This is a genomic window from Pseudomonas sp. Pseusp97, assembly GCF_047304025.1.
Lineage (GTDB): Bacteria > Pseudomonadota > Gammaproteobacteria > Pseudomonadales > Pseudomonadaceae > Pseudomonas.
This window is the reverse complement of sequence record NZ_JBGLYK010000523.1, coordinates 1-306: the sequence shown is the minus strand read 5'-3', so window position 1 is coordinate 306 and position 306 is coordinate 1. Positions and strand designations below refer to the sequence as shown.

The 306-nt window shown below is 74.2% G+C and carries 1 pseudogene; it reads left to right on the top strand.

Annotation, left to right across the window (positions count from 1 at the left end):
- Window positions 1-306: pseudogene (locus ACCC94_RS30205) on the top strand (hypothetical protein); the annotation flags it as partial.

Sequence of the window (306 nt, the reverse complement as noted above, 5' to 3'; positions counted from 1 at the left end):
CGCCGCCGGCGGCCTGGTCAATGGCAGCAACCCGAGCGGCGGACTGCTGGGCAATGTCACCGGTTCGCTGGGCGGAGCAGTGGGCAGCAGCAACCCCGTGGGCGGCCTGGTCGGCGGTGTCACCGGTTCCCTGGGCGGAGCCACCGGCGGCAGTAATCCGGTGGGTGGCCTGGTCAGCGGCGTAACCGGCGCGGTCGGTGGCATCACCGGTTCCCTCGGCGGAACCACCGGCGGCAGCAACCCGGTGGGCGGCCTGGTCAACGGCGTGGCCGGCACCCTGGGCGGCGTGACCGGCAACCTCACCGG